This window comes from Bacillus cereus group sp. MYBKT111-2 (assembly GCF_051915205.1).
Taxonomy (GTDB): Bacteria; Bacillota; Bacilli; order Bacillales; family Bacillaceae_G; genus Bacillus_A; species Bacillus_A paranthracis.
This window is the reverse complement of the sequence record NZ_JBQAEG010000001.1, coordinates 841,995-865,304: the sequence shown is the minus strand read 5'-3', so window position 1 is coordinate 865,304 and position 23,310 is coordinate 841,995. Positions and strand designations below refer to the sequence as shown.

Below are 23,310 nucleotides of genomic sequence, written 5' to 3'. Positions count from 1 at the left end.
TAATAGAAGAAGTGGTGTAATGTAAGGTGTATTTTGTTATAAAAAAAATAGTACAGATATACAAAGAGAGAGTGTAACAGTTTTGAAAATATAGTATACTGAAAATACAACACATGAAGAATTTAGGGAAAAGAAAGTATGGTGAAACCATTTGGCTACCAAGCATAACCAAATTTTAGAACATATTAATAGCCTGCCAGTAGGGCATAAAATTTCTGTAAGGCAAATTGCAAAAGATTTGAGTGTAAGTGAAGGTACAGCTTATCGTGCAATTAAAGATGCAGAAAATAAAGGGTATGTTAGTACGATTGAACGTGTCGGAACAATTCGAATTGAACAAAAGAAGAAAGAAAATATTGAAAAGCTGACATATGCAGAAGTCGTTAACATTGTCGATGGTCAAGTACTTGGAGGCAGAGAAGGACTACATAAAACGTTAAATAAATTCGTAATCGGAGCAATGAAATTAGAAGCGATGATGCGCTATACAGAAGCTGGAAACTTACTTATTGTCGGTAATCGTACGAACGCACATCAATTAGCGTTAGAAACCGGAGCTGCGGTGTTAATTACGGGCGGATTTGATACGGAAGATCATGTGAAGAAATTAGCAGATGAATTAAAACTGCCGATTATTTCAAGTAGTTACGATACATTTACAGTTGCAACGTTAATTAACCGTGCGATTTACGATCAGCTTATTAAGAAAGAAATTGTACTCGTTGAAGATATTTTAACGCCAATTGAAGAAACGTTATATTTAAAGCCAGATGATACAGTGCAGCAATGGCATGCGTATAACGAAGAGACGATGCACGGAAGATATCCGATTGTTGATGAAAATAAAAAGGTGTTAGGTATTGTAACTTCAAAAGATATGATCGGTGTAGCGAAAGAAACACCAATTGATAAAGTGATGACAAAGCATCCGATTACGGTAAATGGAAAAATGTCTGTCGCAGCTGCGGCGCGTATGATGGTGTGGGAAGGTATTGAGTTACTTCCAGTTGTTGATGAAGGAAATAAGTTGCAAGGTATTATTAGCCGTCAAGATGTACTTCAGGCGTTGCAAATGATTCAGCGTCAACCGCAAGTCGGTGAAACAATCGATGATATTGTAACGAATCAATTTATGACGCCGAAAGAAGCGAAAAATGAGCATCTATATCAATTTTCAGTGACGCCGCAAATGACGAATTCAATCGGAACGCTATCTTACGGTGTATTCGCAACGATTGTGACAGAAGCAACGAATCGCGTTATTCGTGCGCAAAAGAAGAGCGATTTAATTGTTGAGAACTTAACAATTTATTTCGTAAAACCAGTTCAAATTGACAATGTTGTATCGGTTCATCCGAAAGTATTAGAAATTGGACGTAAATTTGGTAAGGTTGATGTAGAAGTACATCATGAAGGTAATGTTGTTGGGAAAGCATTACTTATGGTGCAATTGATCGATAAATAAAAAGATGGAGCAAGCCGCTTTGGTTTGTTCCATTTTTTTTAAGAAGGTATAGTAGAGCTTTTTAAAATTTAGTTATCAACTGAATCTATTATGTTTTTAATTGCAAAAAAAAAGGTAAATTACGTTCTGTTTCATATTTATAAATAGAAGCGTGCAATCATTTGAAGATGCTTGAACAATAATTGTGGAGGTGTCGAATGGGAGTAATAATTCTCTTTTTAGGGGTAGTATTTGCAATAACTTTTCATGTGTTAACACATCGAAGAATGGATATAAAGAAAAAGAAATTGTATGTAGTAAGTTTGATTTTCGCTATTGTTTGTTCCTTTATCTCTACAGCTGGAGAAAATAAGGGTGATTTTCTATACTTTGGTGTACCAGCTGAAACATTTGTTTATTATGGTGGATGGGAAATATCTTTTAATCCATTAGGCTTTTTCTTTAACTTTATTTTGTTTTATTGGATTTTGAAGCTGTTATTTAAGCTGCGTAAGAGTTTGGGTAGTGAAGTGCAAAAATAGCAGTATATGTTGGAGACTTTAGCTAATCTATATCAGGTTAGAGAATTGGTTGTTAGTCGATAGAAAAGCTTACACTACTAATTATTAAAGGGAAACTATGCTGCACTATATGTACTAGGGGGGGAGAAGAATGGATTTTCACATTAAAGAGCAGTTATGTAAGCAATATAATTTAAATAGTTTTACGAAAGTTTCATTGTTGCATGGGGGAGAAAATCAAACATATATGTTCGAATCGGACAAAAATAAATTTGTAGTTAGGCAGTATAGAGAAGGACGTTATACAGCCGAGCAAATAGAAGCTGAAATACATTGGTTAATAGCGATACAAAAACAAATGTTAGTACCAGAAGTAGTTGTAAATAAAGATGGTGACTGGATCACACCTGTTATGAAAGATGAGGTAAGTATCCAGTATTTTGTTGTCTTTAGGTTTATAAATGGAAGTGAAATTATAGAACCAAAGGATAAAGATTATGAAAAACTTGGATCACTCATGCGAATGTTTCATGAAAAAACAAATGGAGTACTTAAAAGTGTGCCGCAAACTTGGAGGGGTTATGAAAGACCTATATATAGCGAGAAAAAGATGATTCATGAGCCTTTACAATGTTTATTACATGCTTCTTTTTTATCTTATGAGGATAAAAATAAATGCTTGAGAATTGCAGAAAGAATACAAGAACTTACAAACTCAATTCAATTGGGAGAAAAACAATTTGTTCACGGAGATATGCATTTTGGAAATATTCTTGTAGACAAAGAGGATTGGTATTTACTCGATTTTGATGAATGTGGATTTGGGTATAAAGAGTTTGATATTGGTGTTCCTAGATTGCATTTAATTGCTTCTGGACAGTTAGAAGAGGCATGGGGGAACTTCATGATGGGATATGGGGGAAATATTTCGGAAGCAGCCATTCGACTTGGAACTGCTTTAAGAATCTTTTATATGGCAGGGAAAATACCATTAAGACTTGATATTGAACCTATTAAAAAGAATCCTGATTATTTCATTCGCCGATATATTCAGTATGCGGAAGAGGAGTTATGCAGTAAGACAATTGTCTGATAAAAAAACAGAATATTAATTCATTTGGATTCTAGACTATGTTATAATTTGATTGTAAGAAAATGGATTTATGAAAGGTGGTATGCATGATGTCATCAACAGTACTCTTTTTTGGTAGTATCGCACTATTTTACTTCCTTGTGATGATACCGATTCAATATTTATACTTACAAGGTTTACATGAAAAAAAGAAAAAAACAGGATTATCTCAGCGAGAACTATATGAAAAAATGTCTTTTGGGGAAGAACAATTACATCTCCATGTGCAAGGCAATCCATTCAATATTCCTTCTGCGTTTGTCGCATATATGATTTTAAAAGTTAGAGGACGTAAAAAAGCATCACAATGTTGATGCTTTTTTACGTTGTTTCATAGACTTCGGCTTCTTCAACTGCTAATGGTAAGAAATGTTTATATTGGCGAAATCCATTAAAGGCACTTGCACTGCCAAATAGAACGAATAAGATACCAACGATAATACGAGCGGTTGAAAGTTCTAAAAAGAATTGGTTTATCCCGAAGAATAAGACGAATGAACCGAGTGCCATTGCGGATTTTCCTGAGAGCCAACCTTTCTCCATTGGGCGGTTTGTACGAAAGTATTTTGTTTTGTAGAAGAGGTACAACATAAATGAGACGATAATACAGAAGACTAATACTGGCATCATGCACACTCCCATCGCTTTATGAAAAAATAGTAGAGAAAAAAGAAATATCTAAACTTTCTAATTTTTATTATAAAGCAATTGTTCGCATGTATGAAATACTTTCCGTTATAATGGAGGATAAAGTGAGACTTTCATTAGTGTGGGGATGTTTCCGCGCTAATGATTAGCCCGCATTCATTGGGCTTTTACTGCACGTTGAAGTGAAGAAGTTGAATAAAAAGGAGATTATACATATGCATGAGCAAATTTTAGGAGCAATTAAAGAGTTTGATACAATTATTATTCATCGTCATGTGCGTCCGGATCCAGATGCGTTAGGTTCACAGGGCGGTCTTAGTACAATTCTACAAGAATCGTTTCCAGAGAAAAATATTTATACGGTTGGGTACAATGAACCGTCATTAGCATATTTACGAGTAATGGATGATATTGAAGATAGTGTATACGAAAATGCGCTCGTTATCGTTTGTGATACAGCAAACCAAGAACGTGTTGACGATCAACGCTATACAAAAGGGAAGATGTTAATCAAAATTGATCATCATCCAAATGAAGATCCATACGGAGACATTACGTGGGTAGATACGACAGCAAGTTCTACAAGTGAAATGATTTATGAGTTTTATAATTATGGAAAAGATAAAGGGTTACAAATAACGAAAGAAGCAGCTCGTCTTATTTTAGCGGGTATTGTTGGGGATACAGGTCGTTTCTTATTCCCGAATACAACAGCGAAAACACTTCGTTATGTGAGTGAGCTTGTTGATATGGATGTGAAGTTTACAGATTTATACAACGAAATGTATAAGACGAAAGAAAAGATTGCTCGTTTAAACGGCTATATTTTACAAAACTTTACGATGGTAGAAGAAGGAGCAGCTTACATTAAATTAACGAAAGAAGTATTAGAAGAATTTGATGTACTTCCTTCTGAAGCATCTGGCGTTGTTGGAGCACTTGGTAACATTGATGGATTAAAGGCATGGGTTCTATTTTTAGAGGAAGACGATGTGATTCGTGTTCGTCTTCGCTCAAAAGGGCCAGTAATAAATAAATTAGCAATGCAATATAACGGCGGAGGGCATCCGATGGCTTCTGGTGCAAAAGCATCTTCTTGGGAAGAAGCGGATCGTCTTTTTGCTGATTTACGTGAGCTGTGTAGATAAGAGATTATATAGTAGAACAAAAAGAAGGAGTGGCGCTAAAGCCCTCCTTCTTTATTTTTCTTTCTCTATCGTAATGCTAATTTCAAGCACGGTATCAAAAGATATTGTATCGACTTTGAAACGGTATAGCCGATCGTAATGTTTGTACGTTTTGTTTTCGATTACTTTTTTGAGTAGGTCTTTATTTTTTGCGATACTTTGTATGTTTTTCGTTAAAAGATGCTGGAGGTCATTATGGATAGAAGTGGTCATGTTTTCAATTGTAAGGTTGTCTAAATCGTATTTTTCTCGATTTATAAGTTTTATTTTAATCTCTTGAATGGTTAAGAGCCGTTTATTTTCAGTATTTAATTTTTCTTGATCTTCGAGAAGGACGTGGAGCTTTGCTTCTTGTTTTTCTATAATTTCTCTTTGTTCTGCTATTTTACTAGCTTGTTCTTCTTGAAAAACACCGTATATGTACAAAAAAATAAACCAGCTCAACACGCCCCCAACAGCAGCACCAGCTAAAACTAAATACCATCTTTTTGCTGTATTGGCACTTGGTACTCTCATACATGCTCCTGCGTTAGCCATTTAATAATAATAAGACCAGTTTGCATACCACCTGTTGCGAAAAAAATAAGGAGAATTTGTTTTACGATATCTTTCATATCCCCGCCAAAGAAACTTCTTTCAAAACTATAAAAAGTATCAAATGTTCCGCCGATCGCTGCAACGAGTGCCCAAATTCTTAAATTTTGGGCGAATTGATTAATGTAAGTGAGAGTTGGTTTTCCGATAAGAAATGCACCAAATCCACCAATTAATGAACCACCAAGTATAACCCCAAAGGCAATAAAATAACTAATAATAAGCAGAGAGAAAAAAGTGTGTTCTCTTACATCCATCGTCATTCCCCTTTCTTCTTCATATATATGGACAAAGTATAAGAAGTATGTTTTGATTTCCTCTTTCCTCTTCACCTATAATAAAAGTAGTCAAATAGGTAAAGAGAGGGTACAACAGTGAAGTTTGTGCATTTACAATGTCAAACCGTTTTTAGTTTATTAAAAAGTGCTTGTAAAATTGATGAACTTGTAATTAGGGCGAAAGAGCTCGGTTATTTATCGCTAGCTATTACGGATGAAAATGTTATGTATGGCGTTATTCCGTTTTATAAAGCATGTAAGAAACATGGTATACATCCTATCATCGGCTTAACAGCTTCTATTTTTAGTGAAGAAGGAGAAAAGTCTTATCCGCTTGTCTTACTTGCTGAAAATGAAATAGGTTATCAAAATTTATTAAAGATCTCTAGTAGCATTATGACGAAGTCAAAAGAAGGTATTCCGAAGAAATGGCTTGCACATTATGCGAAAGGATTAATTGCTATTTCACCAGGTAAAGATGGGGAAATCGAACAATTATTATTAGAAGACAAAGAGAGTCAAGCTGAAGAAGTAGCTCGTATGTATCAAAATATGTTCGGCAGTTTTTATATGAGTTTACAGCATCATGCGATTCAAGATGAACTGCTTCTGCAAGAAAAATTACCTGCATTTATGAATAGGATAAATATTCCAGTTGTAGCGACGAACGATGTACGCTACATCAATCAAAGTGACGCACTTGTTCATGAATGTTTATTATCTGTTGAAAGTGGAACGAAAATGACGGATCCTGATAGGCCGAGGCTGAAAACAGATCAATATTATTTAAAATCATCAGATGAAATGGAAGCCCTATTTTCTCACGTAGAAGAAGCGATTTATAACACAGTAGAAATTGCAGAACGTTGTAGAGTAGAAATACCGTTTCATGTAAATCAATTACCGAAATTCCCTGTTCCATCTAACGAGACGAATGATATGTATTTGCGCCGCGTTTGTGAAGAAGGATTACAAAAACGTTATGGTACGCCGAAAGAAGTACATATAAAGCGTTTGAATCATGAATTAAACGTGATTTCTAGCATGGGGTTTAGTGATTATTTCCTCATTGTCTGGGATTTTATGAAGTACGCGCATGAAAATCATATTTTAACAGGACCAGGTCGTGGATCAGCGGCTGGCTCACTCGTTTCTTACGTATTAGAAATTACAGATATTGATCCAATTGAATACGATCTATTATTTGAAAGGTTTTTAAACCCAGAGCGTGTGACACTTCCAGATATTGATATTGATTTTCCGGATATAAGACGTGATGAGATGATTCGATATGTGAAAGATAAATATGGTCAGCTTCGTGTTGCACAAATTGTAACGTTTGGGACGTTGGCAGCGAAAGCGGCAATTAGAGATATTGCGCGTGTAATGGGGCTTCCGCCGCGAGATATTGATATATTCTCAAAACTTATTCCATCAAAGCTTGGTATAACGTTAAAAGATGCATATGAGGAATCGCAATCACTCCGTGAGTTTATACAAGGGAATCTTTTGCATGAACGTGTGTTTGAAATTGCAAAACGTGTAGAAGGCTTACCGCGTCATACGTCTATTCATGCAGCTGGCGTTATTATGAGCCAAGAGCCATTAACCGGAAGTGTTGCAATTCAAGAAGGGCATAACGATGTGTATGTTACGCAATACCCAGCTGATGCATTAGAAGAACTTGGGTTGCTCAAGATGGACTTTTTAGGATTACGTAATTTAACGTTACTTGAAAATATTATAAAGTTTATCGTGCAAAAAACAGGAAAAGAAATCGATATAAGAAATTTACCACTTCAAGATGAAAAGACATTCCAATTGTTAGGTAGAGGGGATACAACAGGTGTATTCCAGCTTGAATCAGGCGGTATGCGAAATGTACTTCGCGGGTTAAAGCCGAATGAATTTGAAGATATTGTTGCTGTTAACTCGTTATATAGACCAGGACCGATGGAACAAATTCCAACCTTTATTGAATCAAAACACGGAAAAAGACAAATTGAATATTTACATCCGGACTTAAAGCCGATTTTAGAAAGAACATACGGTGTAATTGTATACCAAGAACAAATTATGCAAATCGCGTCGAAGTTGGCGGGCTTCTCGCTCGGAGAAGCCGATTTATTACGCCGTGCAGTGAGTAAAAAAAATCGTGATATTTTAGATCAGGAACGTAAGCATTTTGTGCAAGGATGTTTACAAAATGGTTATGACGAGACATCTGCAGAGAAAATTTACGATTTAATTGTAAGATTTGCAAATTACGGCTTTAACCGAAGTCACGCTGTAGCCTACAGTATGATTGGATATCAGCTTGCTTACTTAAAAGCGAATTATACGCTGGAATTTATGACGGCACTATTATCGAGTGCAATTGGAAATGAAGATAAGATTGTGCAGTATATACGCGAAACGAAGCGAAAAGGTTTTCATGTTTTGCCGCCGTCTCTTCAGATAAGTGGTTACAATTTCCAAATAGAAGGAAATGCAATACGTTACAGCTTACTTTCCATTCGAAACATCGGAATGGCTACAGTGACAGCATTAATCGAAGAACGAGAGAAAAAAATGTTTGAAGATTTATTTGAATTTTGTCTGCGCATGCCATCAAAGTTTGTAACAGAGCGAAATTTAGAGGCGTTCGTCTGGTCTGGGTGTTTTGACGATTTCGGTGTTTCGAGAACGAATTTATGGAAAAGTCTTAAAGGAGCGTTAGAGTATGCCAATCTTGCACGTGATTTAGGAGATGCTGTTCCGAAATCAAAATACGTACAAGGAGAAGAGCTCTCTTTTATTGAACAGTTAAATAAAGAGAAGGAAGTACTAGGTTTTTATTTATCAAGCTATCCGACAGCGCAGTATGTGAAGTTAGCGAAAGAATTAGAAATTCCAACTCTCGCTCAGGCGATGCGACATAAGAAAAAAGTACAAAGAGCTATCGTGTACATAACAAGCGTGAGAGTGATTCGTACGAAAAAGTTGCAAAAGATGGCATTTATTACATTTTGTGATCAAAATGATGAAATGGAAGCAGTTCTTTTCCCCGAAACGTATATACATTTCTCAGATAAGTTACAAGAAGGAGCAATTGTTTTAGTTGACGGCATGATTGAGCTTAGAAATCATAAGCTGCAATGGATTGTAAATGGACTATATCCGTTAGAAGAAATGGATGTGTATGAAGAAAAGAAAGATGCGTCTGTTTACGTGAAATTGCCATCTCAATATGAGAAAAAGCTTTTAAATCAGGTTACTAAAATATTGTTTGACTATTCGGGTTTTGCGAAAGTACTAATTTATTATGAAAAGGAACATAAAATGGTACAATTATCACGAAGTTTATCGATTCATCCAAGTGAAGAATGTTTAGGAGCACTTCGTGAAATTGTCGGGGAAGAAAATGTGGTTGTGAAAATATAATGGACAATTTCCCTACATTTCGATTATTATAGTAGTAGTGTTCGTGGTCAGACCACTTGGAGAAATTGATATCAGCAAGAATAATTTGAGGAGAGTGGATAGTTTGTCAACACTTCGTGAAGAAGCACTTCACATGCATAAAGTGCATCAAGGAAAATTAGAAACTGTATCAAAAGTAAAAGTAGAAAATGCAAAAGATTTAAGTCTTGCATATTCTCCAGGGGTTGCAGAACCTTGTAAAGAAATTTATGACGATAAAAGTAAGGTATATGAATATACAATGAAGGGAAATATGGTAGCAGTTGTGACAGATGGAACGGCTGTACTTGGTCTTGGTAACATCGGGCCTGAAGCATCTCTTCCAGTAATGGAAGGTAAAGCTGTATTATTCAAGAGCTTTGCTGGTGTAGATGCATTCCCAATTGCCTTAAATACAAACGATGTAGATAAAATTGTTGAAACTGTAAAATTAATGGAGCCAACTTTTGGCGGCGTTAACTTAGAGGATATCGCAGCACCAAACTGCTTCATTATTGAAGAACGTTTGAAAAAAGAAACAAATATTCCTATCTTCCATGATGATCAACACGGAACAGCTATCGTAACAGTAGCGGGTCTTGTGAACGCGCTAAAACTAGTTGGAAAGAAAATGTCTGACATTAAAGTTGTCGCAAATGGCGCAGGTGCAGCAGGTATTGCAATTATTAAACTTTTATATCGCTATGGCGTACGCGACATTATTATGTGTGACCGTAAAGGGGCAATCTATGATGGTCGTCCTACAGGTATGAATCCGGTGAAGGATGAAGTGGCAAAATATACAAATAAGAATCGTATCGAAGGTTCTTTAGCTGATGTTGTACAAGGTGCGGACGTATTCATTGGTGTATCTGCAGAAGGTGCATTAACAGAAGAGATGGTTCGTACAATGAATGACGATGCAATTATTTTTGCAATGGCGAATCCAGTTCCAGAAATTATGCCAGAATTGGCAAAAGCAGCGGGCGCAGCTGTTGTTGGAACGGGTCGTTCTGACTTCGCAAACCAAGTAAATAATGTACTAGCGTTCCCTGGTATTTTCCGCGGTGCACTTGACGTACATGCGACACAAATTAACGAAGAAATGAAGATGGCAGCTGTACAAGCTATTGCTGAGCTTGTAGCAGAAGATGAGTTAAATGCAGACTATATCATTCCAGCACCGTTTGACGCGCGTGTAGCGCCTCAAGTAGCAGCTTACGTTGCAAAAGCTGCAATGGAGACAGGAGTAGCTCGCCGTCAAGTAGATCCAAATGAAGTTGCTGAGAAAACAAAACAATTAGCGCTGATTGGTAAAGAATAAGCGAGGAATTTCCATTGACATCATCAAATACAAAAGTATATCTCGAAATTGTAAAAAAAATCCGTTCCATTATGGAAGAGGATGGATTGGTAGCAGGGGATCGTTTGCCGTCTGAGCGTGAGTTAAGTTCACGTTTAAACGTAGGACGTTCCTCTGTAAGAGAAGCGTTGCGTGCTTTAGAACTTGTAGGATTAATTGAAACGAGACGTGGTGAAGGGACGTTTATTCGAAACTTTTACGATAACGGTCTTGTACAATTGATTGCTCCGTTCTTGCTGCAAGATGAGAAAACAATTCGTGATTTATTACAAACAAAACGATTGCTTGAGAAAGATATGATTCGAATTGTATGTAATTTACCGAAAGAAATGTTTTCTAAAGTGCTAAGTAAATTACATCAAGTGCTTGAAGGAAATGAAAACTCAGTTCCAATGCTTCACCAAACGTTCTTTAAAACACTTATTGAACAAGTCGATAATTATTTACTATATCGCATTTGGATGATCGTAAATGATTACGTATCAACGCTTTCTTGTAAAGTTTCAGGAGATTCTATCGATATGTATAGAAAGCTTTACGCTATTTTGGAAGAAAAACAAGAAAATGATGCACTAAAAATTTACGATGAATTAGTAGAGAATATACAGTTTCACTCGTAATGTATAAAATTTGTCGAAATGACCATGACACGTTATGACAAACATTCTATCGCGTAGCGGTTAAAGTTAAACGTAAAGAGTGAGGTTATTAGACAGATTGAGAAGATAAGGCTAACATCAAACTTTGGTGTTAGCCCAATTTTCTTCTTACGCTAACCTTAGCTCTCAACGAAGGGGGTCAAATTGTGCTAAGAGATTTATTCGTGAAAAAGAAAAAGTACGCTGCAATACCTTCAGAACAAGTACGAAAAGATGTACCAGACGGCGTTATGACAAAATGTCCGAAATGTAAAAAAATCATGTATACGAAAGAGCTTCTAAAAAATTTAAAAGTATGTGTGAATTGTGGATATCATCATCCTATGAATGCATGGGAACGTCTTGATAGTATATTGGACGAAGGGTCATTCCGTGAGTATGACAAAGAAATGGTTTCATTAAATCCACTCGAGTTTCCAGATTATGAAGAGAAACTAGAGAGCGATCGTAAGAAGACTGACTTGAACGAAGCGGTTGTAACTGGTGAAGGAACAATTGATGACATGCTTGTTGTTGTTGCAGTAATGGATTCTCGTTTTCGAATGGGGAGCATGGGCTCTGTTGTAGGAGAAAAAATTGCCCGTGCGGTTGAAAAGGCATACGACTTACAAGTTCCATTTATTATCTTTACTGCTTCGGGTGGTGCCCGTATGCAAGAAGGGATATTAAGTTTAATGCAAATGGCAAAAACAAGCGTAGCTTTGAAAAAGCATAGTAATGCAGGAGGATTATTTATTTCTGTTATGACTCACCCAACGACGGGCGGGGTTTCAGCGAGTTTCGCTTCACTTGGTGATTATAATCTTGCAGAACCAGGGGCGCTGATCGGATTTGCTGGTAGACGTGTAATTGAACAAACGGTGCGTGAGAAACTACCGGAAGATTTCCAAACGGCAGAATTCTTACTAGAACATGGTCAATTAGATGCGGTGGTACATCGTGATGATATGAGAGAATCGCTTCGTAAGATTTTAGAAGTTCATCAAGGAGGGGAAATGGCTGTATGGCAGAGCTAGAATTTGAGAAACCAGTTGTTGAGCTAAGAAATAAGATTCGTGAACTGAAAGACTATACGAAAAACAGCCAGATGGACTTCAGTGAGGAGATTCGTATTTTGGAAGACAAGCTAGAAAATTTAGAGGAAGATATATACGGCAATATGAAAGTATGGGACCGTGTTCAAATTGCTCGTCATGCAGAACGACCGACAACGCTCGATTATATTGAGCACTTATTTACTGATTTTTTTGAATGTCATGGAGATCGTCTATTTGGCGATGATGCAGCGATTGTCGGCGGCATTGCGAAGTATAAAGGGATGCCTGTAACTGTAATCGGGCATCAACGCGGAAAAGATACGAAAGAAAATATTCGCCGTAATTTTGGGATGCCTCACCCAGAAGGATATCGAAAAGCATTGCGTTTAATGAAGCAGGCGGAAAAGTTCAATCGTCCAATTATTTGTTTTATTGATACGAAAGGAGCTTATCCTGGTAAAGCTGCTGAAGAACGTGGTCAAAGTGAAGCGATCGCCCGCAATTTATTTGAAATGGCAGGCTTAACGGTGCCTGTTATTTGTATCGTTATCGGCGAAGGTGGTAGTGGTGGTGCACTAGGTCTTGGAGTAGGAGATTACATTCATATGCTAGAAAATTCCACTTATTCTGTTATTACGCCAGAGGGTGCAGCGGCAATTCTTTGGAAAGATGCAGGAAAAGCAAAGGAAGCTGCAGAGGCGATGAGAATTACAGCAGCAGATTTGAAAGAATTAGGTGTAATTGACGAAATTATTCCAGAGACAAAAGGTGGAGCACACCGTAATATTTTGAAACAGTCAGAAAATATAGATTTAATGATTAGAAAAACTTTTGAACAATTAAACGGAATTTCGAAAGAGGAATTAATCGAAAAACGTTATGAAAAATATATGAAAATTGGGCAAGTTTCGTTTTCAAACGCTTCCATTTGGATAAAATAAGAAAAGCGTGCGTTCCACTTCGCGAATGCACGTTTTTATTATGAAAAGACACATCTTCTCCATTGTATTTTTATATTTTTTCGTGTTATTTTATTATAAGGCAAATAATCTTTATGAGGTGAGTACAAATGAAACGTATTGGTGTATTAACAAGTGGTGGAGATTCACCTGGTATGAATGCTGCCATTCGTGCAGTGGTTCGTAAAGCGATTTTCCATGATATTGAAGTATATGGTATTTACCATGGATACGCTGGATTAATTTCTGGTCACATTGAAAAATTAGAACTAGGTTCTGTTGGCGATATTATCCACCGCGGTGGTACGAAATTATATACAGCAAGATGTCCTGAGTTTAAAGACCCAGAAGTACGACTAAAAGGTATCGAGCAATTAAAGAAACATGGTATCGAAGGACTTGTTGTTATTGGTGGAGATGGTTCTTACCAAGGCGCTAAAAAATTAACTGAACAAGGATTCCCATGTGTTGGTGTACCAGGTACAATCGACAATGATATCCCTGGAACAGACTTTACAATTGGTTTCGATACAGCTTTAAATACTGTTATTGATGCAATTGATAAAATTCGTGACACAGCTACATCTCATGAACGTACATATGTTATCGAAGTAATGGGACGTCACGCTGGTGATATCGCATTATGGGCTGGTTTAGCTGATGGTGCGGAGACAATCTTAATTCCAGAAGAAGAGTATGACATGGATGAGGTTATCGCTCGTCTGAAACGCGGTAGTGAACGTGGTAAAAAACACAGTATTATCGTTGTAGCTGAAGGTGTTGGAAGTGCAATTGACTTCGGTAAGCACATTGAAGAAGCAACAAACTTTGATACTCGTGTAACTGTATTAGGTCACGTACAACGTGGTGGATCACCAAGTGCACAAGACCGTGTATTAGCAAGTCGTCTTGGTGCAAGAGCAGTTGAATTGTTAATTGCTGGTAAAGGTGGACGTTGTGTAGGTATTCAAAATAATAAACTTGTTGATCATGACATTATCGAAGCGTTAGCTCAAAAACATACAATCGATAAAGATATGTGTCAATTATCTAAAGAATTATCCATCTAATCGGCGTAATGTCGGATATTTGGGAACGGTTTCATAATTTTCGGAGGTGCAATATGCGTAAAACTAAAATTGTATGTACTATAGGTCCTGCTAGTGAAAGTATTGAAAAATTAGAGCAATTAATCGAAGCAGGTATGAACGTTGCTCGTTTAAACTTCTCTCATGGTAGCCATGAAGAGCACGGCGCTCGTATTAAAAACATTCGTGAAGCTTCAAAGAAAACTGGTAAAACAGTTGGTATCTTACTTGATACAAAAGGTCCAGAAATCCGTACTCATGACTTCGTAGACGGACAAGCTGAGCTTGTAACAGGTGCAGAAGTAGTTCTTTCTACTGAGCAAGTATTAGGTACTGCAGAGAAGTTCTCTGTATCTTATGCTGGTCTTTATGACGATGTAGACCCAGGTTCTCGCATTCTAATCGATGACGGTCTTATCGAGCTAGAAGTAATCGAAAAAGCTGACGGAAACATCCGTACAAAAGTTCTTAACAGCGGAACTGTAAAAAATAAAAAAGGTGTTAACGTACCAAACGTAAGCATTAAGCTTCCTGGTATCACTGAAAAAGACGTAAAAGATATCATCTTCGGTATCGAGCAAAAAGTTGATTTCATCGCAGCTTCATTCGTACGTAAAGCAGCTGACGTATTAGAAATCCGTGAATTATTAGAAGAGCATAACGCTCAATACATCCAAATCGTACCAAAAATCGAAAACCAAGAGGGTATCGACAACATCGATTCAATCTTAGAAGTTTCTGACGGTTTAATGGTAGCTCGTGGTGACATGGGTGTAGAAATTCCACCAGAAGAAGTACCATTAGTACAAAAACGTCTAATCAAAAAATGTAACGTGTTAGGTAAACCAGTTATTACTGCAACACAAATGTTAGATTCTATGCAACGTAACCCACGTCCAACTCGTGCGGAAGCAAGTGACGTAGCTAACGCAATCTTCGATGGTACAGATGCAATCATGCTTTCAGGTGAAACAGCTGCTGGACAATACCCAGTAGAAGCAGTAACAATGATGGCTAACATCGCAGTACGTGTTGAAAAGTCATTACAATATGAAGATATGTTCAAAAAACGTATTAAAGAGTTCACTCCAACAATTACAGATGCAATTAGCCAATCTGTTGCGCATACAGCACTTGCTCTTGATGTAGCTGCAATCGTAGCTCCAACAGAAAGCGGATATACTGCGAAAATGATCTCTAAATACCGTCCAAAATCTCCAATCGTAGCTGTAACATCTGACGAGCAAGTAGGACGTCGTCTTGCACTTGTTTGGGGTGTACAAGCATTTATGGCTGAGAAGCGCGCAGCTTCTACTGACGAAATGTTAGATACAGCGATTCAAACAGGTATGGATGCAGGTCTAATCGGACTTGGAGACACTGTAGTAATCACTGCTGGTGTACCAGTTGCTGAAACTGGTACAACAAACTTAATGAAGATCCACGTTGTTGGTGAAGAAGTTGCTAAAGGACAAGGAATCGGTCGTAAAGCTGCAAAAGGTAAAGTAGTTGTAGCGAAAACAGCTGCTGAAGCTGTAGCGAACGTAAACGAAGGTGATATCCTTGTTACAGCAAGCACTGATAAAGATATGATTCCTGCAATCGAAAAAGCTGCTGCTCTAGTTGTAGAAGAAGGCGGTCTAACAAGCCATGCGGCTGTTGTAGGTGTATCAATCGGTATTCCTGTTATCGTTGGTGTAAACGGCGTAACAGCAACTTTAAAAAATGGCCAAGAAGTAACAGTTGATGCAGCACGCGGAATTGTTTATAATGGACATGCGGAAGTGCTATAAGTAATACGGAGAGAAGGATCGGAGTCCTTCTCTTTTTTTTTACACAAAAAATGAGATAAAACTAGCTTGAGGCGTCTGAAATTGCTTTTAAAAGCTGTTTATTATGAAATTTGATAGGGAAAGTGCATTCGGATTTCATGTGGTGTATATGAGCGTTTTGAGGGCGTTAAAAGTGATGGTATATGAGAGGGGTGTAGAACTATGAAGTGGTTACTATTCTTGTTTATTTTAATACCGGCTATTGAAATTACAGTCTTAATTGGATCGAGTCATGTAATAGGTTTGTGGTCTACGTTCGCTATGATCGTATTTACAGGTGTTGTAGGTGTATATTTGGCGAAAAGACAAGGGTTTAAAGTACTTAGAGAGATTCAATCTAAGTTGAATAGAGGAGAAATGCCAGGAGGGGCAGTGCTAGATGGTATTTTTATCTTTGTAGGAGGTATTCTTTTAGTGCTTCCTGGATATGTAACGGATATAATGGGTTTTATCTTTGTTATTCCTGTGACGAGGGCTTTGTTGAAACCGTTTGTTATGAAGTGGATGGAATGGAAGTTTAGAAAGAACTCTACTATTATTGTGCAGAAATAGTACTTAGATCATAGCGATCTAAGTACTATTTTTTTATCTGCAACAGGATGAGAGGGTGGTTAAAGTTCAGTTAACGAAAGATGTGTTTTAACATGCGGCGAACGTGGCGGTTAATAATCGATGGGGATAGGATCCTTGTAGATTAAAGTTTTGCTTTATTGTATTTGTTGTGTATTTTTTTCGATTTGAGGAGTTATTAGCTCTTAATCAGTGTGTTTAAAGTGGGAATCTGAACTTAAGATTGTTTTTGTATGTAAAAGAATGAATTGGAACGAAAAAAGTTAAATAAGAGCAGGGAAATGGTCAGTTTAAGTCTCATTCTGTGCTATTTTGTATATTTATTCATTTACATAAAAAGTAATAAATGTAAGTAATAATTATAAAATTAATAGAATAAATATGTAAAATCACCACGAAATATGCGTTTTTTATGCAAAAAAACAAGAGAATTATCTTTTTTGAGTGCAATTCTCTTGTTTTATGTAATGAGTATGAAAAATAAGTACAAGGAATAATCAGTGGGAATTTCCCACTGATTACATGTAAGTTTTTTGTTGTGTATGAATTAGAAACTATTATTTTGAAGGTGAGCCTTTAATATATTTCCACAAATCATGGAATACACGAGCTTTGTGCAATGTATTAAGTAGTACTAAGGTGACTGGACCGATGATTAATCCTAAGAAGCCAAAGAGCTTAAAGCCGACAAATAGAGCAATCAGTGTTGCTAATGGATCGAGGCCGATATTAGATGAAAGTACCTTTGGCTCCATAATTTGTCTTTGGAAAATCACGACGATGTATAAAATGAGAAGACCGATGGCGAAAGCAGTGTCGCCAGTGAAAAATACGTATATAACCCAAGGAACGAAGACAGCCCCTGTTCCTAAATACGGGAGTAAATCTACAACCCCTGTAATAATCGCGATAGTAATGGCGTATGGTACGCGTAATATTAAAAGTCCGATTAGTACAATAACAGTTGTCATAGATACGAGTGTAAGTTGCGCTTTAACAAAACCGAATAAAGCTTTTCTTAAATCCACAAAAATAGTTTTTCCATAGCCATGAACACGGTTGGGTAAAAACTTTCTTACTTTCTGAGCAAGACGATGCCAATCGTAACTAATAAAGAAAGTGGCTAATAAAACGAATACAAGTACAGTTAAAGTGGTTGGTAGTGCACTAATGAAATTTGTTAACCCGCTTATAATGGCGGTTAAAAGTTCTTTCATTTGTGTCGTTGCTTCGGTTCCTAAGTTTTGGATGTTTTGTGTAATCGTATAGCGCTGTGGTTCCCCAAGATGATTAAATTTAGAGATTAAATCATCATAGAGAGGCATAATATGATTAAGTGCAAACTGCTGAGCGAATGCAACGATATCCGGAAATTTTACTGTAACAAGTTGTAGTAAGTATGTTGTGGCAGATATTGCTTCTGTTACAAGATATGTAACGAGTCCGACGATAGCTCCAAATACGAGAATTAAGCTAACGAGTACTGCGAGTGCGCGAGGAAATTGTAGTTTTTGATTAAGGAAATTGACGACAGGATTAATCAAATAAGCAAATGCGAAAGCGATAATAAAAGGGTAGATAAGCCCTGACATATATAGTAATGCATAGAACCCGGCTACCGTCGCTATAATGACAAATACGAGTCGCAATATCATATATAGTAAGTTTCGATTCAAAGATGTATACCTCCAATTCCAATTTGGATTATCCTATTTCGTTCAACTTGTAACGAGTGTGCCCCACTGATTAAAGTTTCACTTTATGTTATAGTGGAATGATGGATTTTCCTGCTTTTTCAGTACGTGAGTGACTGTGAAAGCTTGGTGTTGATGCTTCTACTATATGGTAAAAACTTCATTTTCTCTTCTTTTTATTTTACCTGTTTCTAATTAGAAAAGAAAGGAGAGACGCCCGTTTTTTAAAATGTATACATGCTTACATTTGGATGGTGAAAGTCTCAGTTTGTCATTTTAAAATGCGTAAAAAAAATGAAGTGATTCATGTTGAATAGGCATCGATATAGCATGTATAACGATAGGTTTAAAGGTATTTTTGTTTGGAAATGAGTTCATTATTTTCAGAAAGGAAGTGCAAACATGATTAGTCAGTCAACGTTATTTTTATTCATACTACTTATTATAGGACTTATTGCGAAAAACCAATCGCTTACTGTAGCTATTGGTGTGTTATTTCTATTAAAATTTACATTTCTAGGGGATAAAGTCTTTCCTTATCTACAAACGAAAGGGATTAACCTCGGTGTTACGGTTATTACAATAGCAGTACTCGTACCGATTGCGACGGGGGAAATAGGATTTAAGCAACTTGGAGAAGCAGCGAAATCGTATTATGCATGGATTGCTTTAGCTTCAGGGGTAGCAGTTGCTCTGTTAGCAAAAGGTGGCGTACAATTATTAACGACAGATCCTCATATTACAACTGCGCTCGTTTTCGGGACAATTATAGCAGTTGCTTTATTTAATGGGGTCGCTGTAGGTCCATTAATTGGGGCTGGAATTGCCTATGCAGTAATGAGTATTATACAGATGTTTAAATAAGGAATTTTATAGTAATATAAAATTTTTGAATTCTTTCTGTTCACAAAAGTCAGATAATTGTTTATAATAGGATTAGAAACTTTGAAAAGTTACATAACAGCAGAGACTTTACACCAGATAAAATAAAAACAACATAAAACAATTTTATAATGATATTGTTTTATGTTGTTTTTATCATAAAACTCTTCGGAATTCATTTTCCTCACTAACTTGTTGTTTTGAGCGTGAGGATTCGGGGAGACATTCACGCTCATGCTTTCCATGTAGACAATGGACAATAAGAGGGGAACATCGCAACAAATTTGCATGATCGTGCATTTTGCTTGCCTAAAGAGTGAACGGGCGTTCATAATTCAAAAGGGGAGCAAATAGATATAAGAAGCAAGGTTGGGAGAATTTTCAGGAAAAGGAGAGAATGTCATGACTGTTATTCGAGGTTTAGAAGGGGTAGTAGCAACAACATCATCTGTGAGCTCTATTATTGATGATACATTAACTTATGTTGGGTATAATATTGATGATTTAGCTGAGAATGCTACATTTGAAGAAGTAGTGTACTTATTATGGCATCGCAAGCTTCCTAACGAGCAAGAACTAGCGAAATTTAATGAGATTGTATCGGAATACTATAAAGTTCCAGGTGAGATTTTAGCATATTTGAAACAAGTAGATTTAAAAATCGCACATCCGATGTCTGTTTTACGAACTGCAATTTCCATGCTATCATTATACGATGAGAGCGCTGAAATTATGGATGAAAAGTCCAATTATTTGAAAGCGGTTAAATTACAGGCTCAAGTGGGTACTTTAGTTGCTGCTTATGCAAGAATCCGTAAAGGTTTAGATGTTGTTGAGCCTAGAAATGATTTATCATTAGCTGCAAACTTCTTGTACATGTTAAATGATCGCGAGCCAAATGAAGTTGAAATTGAAGCTTTTGATAAGGCGCTTGTACTTCACGCAGATCATGAGTTAAACGCTTCTACATTTACTGCACGCGTTTGTGTAGCTACACTTTCAGATGTATATTCTGGCATTACAGCAGCAATCGGTGCGTTAAAAGGTCCTCTTCACGGTGGGGCAAATGAAAATGTAATGAAGATGTTAACTGAAATCGGCGAAGAAGAAAATGTAGAATCATATATTCATAATGCTCTTCAAAATAAAGTAAAAATCATGGGCTTTGGCCACCGTGTATATGAGCAGGGTGATCCGCGTGCAAAACATTTACGCGAAATGTCTAAGAGATTATGCGTGCTTTTAGGAGAAGAGAAATGGTATAATATGTCTATCAAAATTGAAGACATTGTAACAAAAGAAAAAGGTCTTCCACCAAATGTTGATTTCTATTCAGCTTCTGTATACCATTGTTTAGGAATTGACCATGACTTATTTACACCTATTTTTGCAATTAGCCGTATGTCAGGCTGGTTAGCTCATATTCTAGAACAATATGAAAATAACCGTTTAATCCGTCCGCGTGCTGATTATAATGGACCAACACATCAAGTGTATGTTCCAATTGCACAACGATAAGCGAATAACACTATTTTGATAGTGAAAATACGCTTTCAAAAGTCTGATTTTTTCGGAAAAATGTAATGATTAGAATATTTTAATTTGACTAACGGTTTGAACTGAGGGGTTATTCCCTCAGTTTCATACATATGAAATTTCAAACATGGGGGTTATCACATTGACGACAGGTGAAAAAATTACTGTAACTAATGGTGTTATGAATGTACCAAACAATCCGATTATTCCATTTATCGAAGGAGATGGAATTGGTCCTGATATTTGGGCAGCTGCATCTCGTGTACTAGAAGCAGCAGTTGAAAAAGCTTATGATGGTGAGAAGAAAATCGTTTGGAAAGAAGTGCTTGCAGGGGAAAAAGCATTCAACCAAACAGGCGAGTGGTTACCAGAAGAAACTTTAAATTTAATTCGTGAATATTTAATCGCGATTAAAGGTCCACTTACAACTCCAGTTGGCGGTGGTATTCGTTCTCTAAACGTAGCACTTCGTCAAGAATTAGATTTATATGTATGTCTACGTCCAGTTCGTTATTTTGAAGGTGTTCCTTCACCTGTAAAACGTCCGGAAGATACTGATATGGTTATTTTCCGTGAAAATACAGAAGACATTTATGCTGGAATTGAATATGCGCAAGGATCTCCAGAAGCAGAAAAAGTTCTTGCTTTCTTAAAAGAAGCAATGGGTGTTAATAAAATCCGCTTCCCAGAAACATCTGGTATTGGTATTAAACCAATCTCAGAAGAAGGGACAAAGCGTCTTGTTCGTGCTGCAATTCAATATGCAATTAACGAAAAACGCTCTTCTGTTACATTAGTTCATAAAGGAAACATTATGAAATTTACAGAAGGTGCTTTCAAAAACTGGGGTTACGAAGTAGCGGAACAAGAATTCGGCGACAAAGTATTTACTTGGGCTGAATATGATCGTATCGTTGAGAAAGATGGCAAAGATGCAGCGAATAAAGCGATGGCAGACGCTGAAGTGGCTGGAAAAATCATCGTAAAAGATTCTATTGCAGACATCTTCTTACAACAAATTTTAACTCGTCCACGTGAGTTCGATGTTGTTGCAACAATGAACTTAAACGGAGACTACATCTCTGATGCACTTGCTGCACAAGTAGGTGGAATTGGTATTGCACCTGGTGCAAACATTAACTATGTAACTGGACATGCTATCTTTGAAGCTACGCACGGTACAGCTCCAAAATATGCAGGTTTAGATAAAGTAAACCCATCTTCAGTTCTTCTTTCTGGTGTATTATTATTAGAGCACTTAGGATGGAACGAAGCTGCGAAATTAGTAACTGCTTCAGTTGAGAAAACAATTGCTTCAAAAGTAGTAACTTATGATTTCGCACGCTTAATGGAAGGTGCAACAGAAGTGAAATGTTCTGAGTTCGCTAATGAACTTATTAAAAACATGGATGTAGCGATAATCAAAAACGCATAATTAAAGTGGGGGGTAAATTATGACAATCAAACGCAAGAAGGTTTCAGTCATCGGTGCAGGATTTACAGGAGCAACAACAGCATTCTTATTAGCACAAAAAGAACTTGCAGATGTTGTATTAGTGGACATTCCACAGCTGGAAAATCCAACAAAAGGGAAAGCGTTAGATATGTTAGAAGCGAGCCCAGTACAAGGTTTTGATGCTAACATTATTGGAACATCTGATTACGCAGATACTGCTGATTCTGACGTTGTTGTAATTACAGCAGGTATTGCGCGTAAGCCTGGTATGAGCCGTGATGATTTAGTAGCAACAAACTCCAAAATTATGAAAAGTATTACGCGCGACATTGCAAAACATTCACCAAATGCGATTATTGTTGTATTAACAAATCCAGTTGATGCAATGACATATTCTGTATTTAAAGAAGCAGGATTCCCGAAAGAGCGTGTTATCGGTCAATCGGGCGTATTAGATACAGCTCGTTTCCGTACATTCATCGCACAAGAATTAAATCTTTCTGTGAAAGACATTACAGGATTTGTTCTTGGTGGACACGGTGACGATATGGTACCTCTTGTACGTTATTCATATGCAGGTGGCATTCCGTTAGAAACGTTAATTCCGAAAGAGCGTTTAGAAGCAATCGTAGAACGTACCCGTAAAGGTGGCGGCGAGATTGTAGGCTTATTAGGAAACGGTAGTGCATATTACGCACCAGCTGCTTCTTTAGTTGAAATGACAGAAGCAATCTTAAAAGATCAACGCCGTGTATTACCGGCTATTGCGTACCTTGAAGGTGAATACGGTTATAGTGACCTTTACTTAGGGGTACCAGTAATTCTAGGTGGTAACGGAATTGAAAAAATTATTGAATTAGAACTTCTTGCAGATGAAAAAGAAGCGTTAGATCGCTCTGTAGAATCTGTACGTAATGTTATGAAGGTTCTTGTTTAATCATTAAATATAAGTAGAAAAAGATTCGGGGCCCCGAATCTTTTTCTACTAT

The 23,310-nt window shown here is 36.9% G+C and carries 21 protein-coding genes; 17 read left to right on the top strand and 4 right to left on the bottom strand.

What is annotated here, in order from left to right:
• Positions 1 to 151: 151 nt before the first annotated feature.
• The 4 genes from ACTFNE_RS04540 (at position 152) to ACTFNE_RS04525 (ending at position 3,411) form a co-directional block, all read left to right on the top strand.
• Positions 152 to 1,465, top strand: coding sequence for a CBS domain-containing protein (locus tag ACTFNE_RS04540; protein ID WP_000201583.1), 1,314 nt, complete (start codon positions 152 to 154; stop codon positions 1,463 to 1,465).
• Between the two features lie 197 nt (positions 1,466 to 1,662).
• Complete coding sequence (locus ACTFNE_RS04535) at positions 1,663 to 1,986, top strand: hypothetical protein (RefSeq protein ID WP_000538208.1); 324 nt, start codon at positions 1,663 to 1,665, stop codon at positions 1,984 to 1,986.
• A gap of 130 nt (positions 1,987 to 2,116) precedes the next feature.
• Positions 2,117 to 3,058: a phosphotransferase enzyme family protein gene (locus tag ACTFNE_RS04530; protein ID WP_270706384.1), complete on the top strand. Its 942-nt coding sequence runs from the start codon at positions 2,117 to 2,119 to the stop codon at positions 3,056 to 3,058.
• 89 nt (positions 3,059 to 3,147) lie between these two features.
• Positions 3,148 to 3,411: a DUF3949 domain-containing protein gene (locus tag ACTFNE_RS04525; RefSeq protein ID WP_000099739.1), complete on the top strand. Its 264-nt coding sequence runs from the start codon at positions 3,148 to 3,150 to the stop codon at positions 3,409 to 3,411.
• A 7-nt stretch (positions 3,412 to 3,418) separates the two neighbouring features.
• Here ACTFNE_RS04525 and ACTFNE_RS04520 read toward each other — a convergent pair whose 3' ends face one another.
• Positions 3,419 to 3,724, bottom strand: coding sequence for a YtpI family protein (locus ACTFNE_RS04520; protein ID WP_001144763.1), 306 nt, complete (start codon positions 3,722 to 3,724; stop codon positions 3,419 to 3,421).
• A 236-nt stretch (positions 3,725 to 3,960) separates the two neighbouring features.
• Between ACTFNE_RS04520 and ACTFNE_RS04515 the strand changes: the two genes are divergently transcribed.
• The gene (locus tag ACTFNE_RS04515; protein WP_046198162.1) at positions 3,961 to 4,893 is read left to right on the top strand and encodes a DHH family phosphoesterase; all 933 of its coding nucleotides are present in this window, start codon (positions 3,961 to 3,963) and stop codon (positions 4,891 to 4,893) included.
• A gap of 51 nt (positions 4,894 to 4,944) precedes the next feature.
• On the opposite strand, the gene ytrI is transcribed toward ACTFNE_RS04515, so the two are convergent.
• Positions 4,945 to 5,448 carry a sporulation membrane protein YtrI gene (gene ytrI, locus ACTFNE_RS04510; protein WP_001265735.1) on the bottom strand — a complete coding sequence of 168 codons (504 nt, stop codon included), beginning with the start codon at positions 5,446 to 5,448 and terminating at the stop codon, positions 4,945 to 4,947.
• Entirely contained in the window at positions 5,445 to 5,858 is a 414-nt protein-coding gene (locus ACTFNE_RS04505) for a YtrH family sporulation protein (RefSeq protein ID WP_001998397.1), read from the bottom strand. Before ACTFNE_RS04505 ends, ytrI begins: the two co-directional genes overlap by 4 nt.
• Positions 5,859 to 5,900: 42 nt before the next feature.
• Between ACTFNE_RS04505 and dnaE the strand changes: the two genes are divergently transcribed.
• From dnaE to ACTFNE_RS04465, 8 genes are all read left to right on the top strand, one after another.
• The gene (gene dnaE / locus ACTFNE_RS04500; protein WP_439997960.1) at positions 5,901 to 9,227 is read left to right on the top strand and encodes a DNA polymerase III subunit alpha; all 3,327 of its coding nucleotides are present in this window, start codon (positions 5,901 to 5,903) and stop codon (positions 9,225 to 9,227) included.
• Between the two features lie 133 nt (positions 9,228 to 9,360).
• A complete protein-coding gene (locus ACTFNE_RS04495; protein ID WP_001970845.1) occupies positions 9,361 to 10,569 on the top strand; it encodes an NAD(P)-dependent malic enzyme in 1,209 nt (402 codons plus the stop codon).
• A 14-nt stretch (positions 10,570 to 10,583) separates the two neighbouring features.
• The gene (locus ACTFNE_RS04490) at positions 10,584 to 11,228 is read left to right on the top strand and encodes a FadR/GntR family transcriptional regulator (protein ID WP_000204431.1); all 645 of its coding nucleotides are present in this window, start codon (positions 10,584 to 10,586) and stop codon (positions 11,226 to 11,228) included.
• A 185-nt stretch (positions 11,229 to 11,413) separates the two neighbouring features.
• Positions 11,414 to 12,283 (top strand): acetyl-CoA carboxylase, carboxyltransferase subunit beta, encoded by an 870-nt coding sequence (gene accD / locus ACTFNE_RS04485; protein ID WP_000942861.1) that lies wholly within the window; start codon positions 11,414 to 11,416, stop codon positions 12,281 to 12,283.
• Complete coding sequence (gene accA, locus ACTFNE_RS04480; RefSeq protein WP_046198160.1) at positions 12,271 to 13,245, top strand: acetyl-CoA carboxylase carboxyl transferase subunit alpha; 975 nt, start codon at positions 12,271 to 12,273, stop codon at positions 13,243 to 13,245. The genes accD and accA overlap by 13 nt, the downstream gene beginning before the upstream one ends.
• A gap of 128 nt (positions 13,246 to 13,373) precedes the next feature.
• On the top strand, positions 13,374 to 14,333 hold the full coding sequence (gene pfkA / locus ACTFNE_RS04475; protein WP_000821160.1) for a 6-phosphofructokinase: 960 nt from the start codon (positions 13,374 to 13,376) through the stop codon (positions 14,331 to 14,333).
• Positions 14,334 to 14,386: 53 nt separating this feature from the next.
• Complete coding sequence (gene pyk, locus ACTFNE_RS04470) at positions 14,387 to 16,144, top strand: pyruvate kinase (protein ID WP_046198159.1); 1,758 nt, start codon at positions 14,387 to 14,389, stop codon at positions 16,142 to 16,144.
• 201 nt (positions 16,145 to 16,345) lie between these two features.
• Positions 16,346 to 16,735 (top strand): FxsA family protein, encoded by a 390-nt coding sequence (locus tag ACTFNE_RS04465; protein ID WP_046198158.1) that lies wholly within the window; start codon positions 16,346 to 16,348, stop codon positions 16,733 to 16,735.
• 575 nt (positions 16,736 to 17,310) lie between these two features.
• On the opposite strand, the gene ytvI is transcribed toward ACTFNE_RS04465, so the two are convergent.
• Positions 17,311 to 18,429, bottom strand: coding sequence for a sporulation integral membrane protein YtvI (gene ytvI, locus ACTFNE_RS04460; RefSeq protein ID WP_270705105.1), 1,119 nt, complete (start codon positions 18,427 to 18,429; stop codon positions 17,311 to 17,313).
• A 420-nt stretch (positions 18,430 to 18,849) separates the two neighbouring features.
• Here ytvI and ACTFNE_RS04455 point away from each other — a divergent pair, with 420 nt between their 5' ends.
• From ACTFNE_RS04455 to mdh, 4 genes are all read left to right on the top strand, one after another.
• Positions 18,850 to 19,311, top strand: a complete 462-nt coding sequence (locus ACTFNE_RS04455) for a DUF441 domain-containing protein (RefSeq protein WP_000625507.1) — start codon at positions 18,850 to 18,852, stop codon at positions 19,309 to 19,311.
• 387 nt (positions 19,312 to 19,698) lie between these two features.
• A complete protein-coding gene (gene citZ / locus ACTFNE_RS04450; protein ID WP_000503660.1) occupies positions 19,699 to 20,847 on the top strand; it encodes a citrate synthase in 1,149 nt (382 codons plus the stop codon).
• A gap of 160 nt (positions 20,848 to 21,007) precedes the next feature.
• Positions 21,008 to 22,300, top strand: a complete 1,293-nt coding sequence (gene icd / locus ACTFNE_RS04445) for an NADP-dependent isocitrate dehydrogenase (RefSeq protein ID WP_000206898.1) — start codon at positions 21,008 to 21,010, stop codon at positions 22,298 to 22,300.
• A gap of 19 nt (positions 22,301 to 22,319) precedes the next feature.
• On the top strand, positions 22,320 to 23,258 hold the full coding sequence (mdh, locus tag ACTFNE_RS04440; RefSeq protein WP_000153232.1) for a malate dehydrogenase: 939 nt from the start codon (positions 22,320 to 22,322) through the stop codon (positions 23,256 to 23,258).
• The last annotated feature ends 52 nt before the right edge of the window (positions 23,259 to 23,310 follow it).